This window comes from Acetobacter indonesiensis (assembly GCF_000963945.1).
Classification (GTDB): domain Bacteria; phylum Pseudomonadota; class Alphaproteobacteria; order Acetobacterales; family Acetobacteraceae; genus Acetobacter; species Acetobacter indonesiensis.
In genome coordinates this window covers 1-771 of record NZ_BAMW01000131.1, presented here as the reverse complement: position 1 = coordinate 771, position 771 = coordinate 1, and the positions used below count along the sequence as shown (strand labels likewise).

Here is a 771-nt window from a genome sequence, read left to right as displayed (position 1 = left end):
CGTGTTTGCCGCATTGATAACGGACGTGACATCACTCGTGTAAGACCCTGCCCGCACCGTCATGTCTGATGCAGACTGAATGATCCCTCCCTCATTCTCCAGCGCACCCGTCAGATCAAGCGCCACAGGTCCCGCGACAGACAGGATGGTCCCTGCTCTGTTCGTCAACGCACCCGCCTGAAGCCCCAAACCCGTCTGCGCCTGCAGAATGCCGGTATTGAGGATGGTCTGTGCATCAGACGCTGAAAAACCCTGCACACCCAGCGCGCCAGCCTGCGCAAGAACTTCCCCCTGATCCGTATTGGTCAGGCGATCGGCCTTGATCAGAACACCCGTCTGGCCCTGCAAAACAGAAGCACTATTCGTCACATCCTCTGCGGAGAGGCCAAGGCCGCCAGAGGCAGCAACAATTGCGCCGCCCCCACTGTTTTCAAGAGTTTGCGCGGCGATCAGAATATTACCTGATTTCGCGTCAATGCTGCCAGTCGTGCCAGCTTGCGCGCCCGGAACAGCAGCATTCTTCAGAACACCCCCTGCACCAAGCACCACTGACCCGACGCCATAGATCGCACCAGTATTGGTCAGGTCATGCGCCACACCCGCAGAAAGGTCGCCCGCAGCCGCAAAGGTTGCCTCATTGTCAAAAGATGCAGCACGCAGAGACAGATCACCCCCCAATGCGCTCATCTGTCCAGTGTTGGAAACGACACCCTGACTTCTGACGGAAACGGCTCCACTTCCGATAACGCGGCCTGTATTGGTAAAATCTCC

At 57.7% G+C, this 771-nt stretch carries 1 protein-coding gene; it reads right to left on the bottom strand.

Annotated features, from left to right (window positions below; all coding sequences use genetic code 11):
- The coding region (locus Abin_RS15455; protein ID WP_181015046.1) for a hypothetical protein at window positions 1–771 on the bottom strand (771 nt) is incomplete at both ends.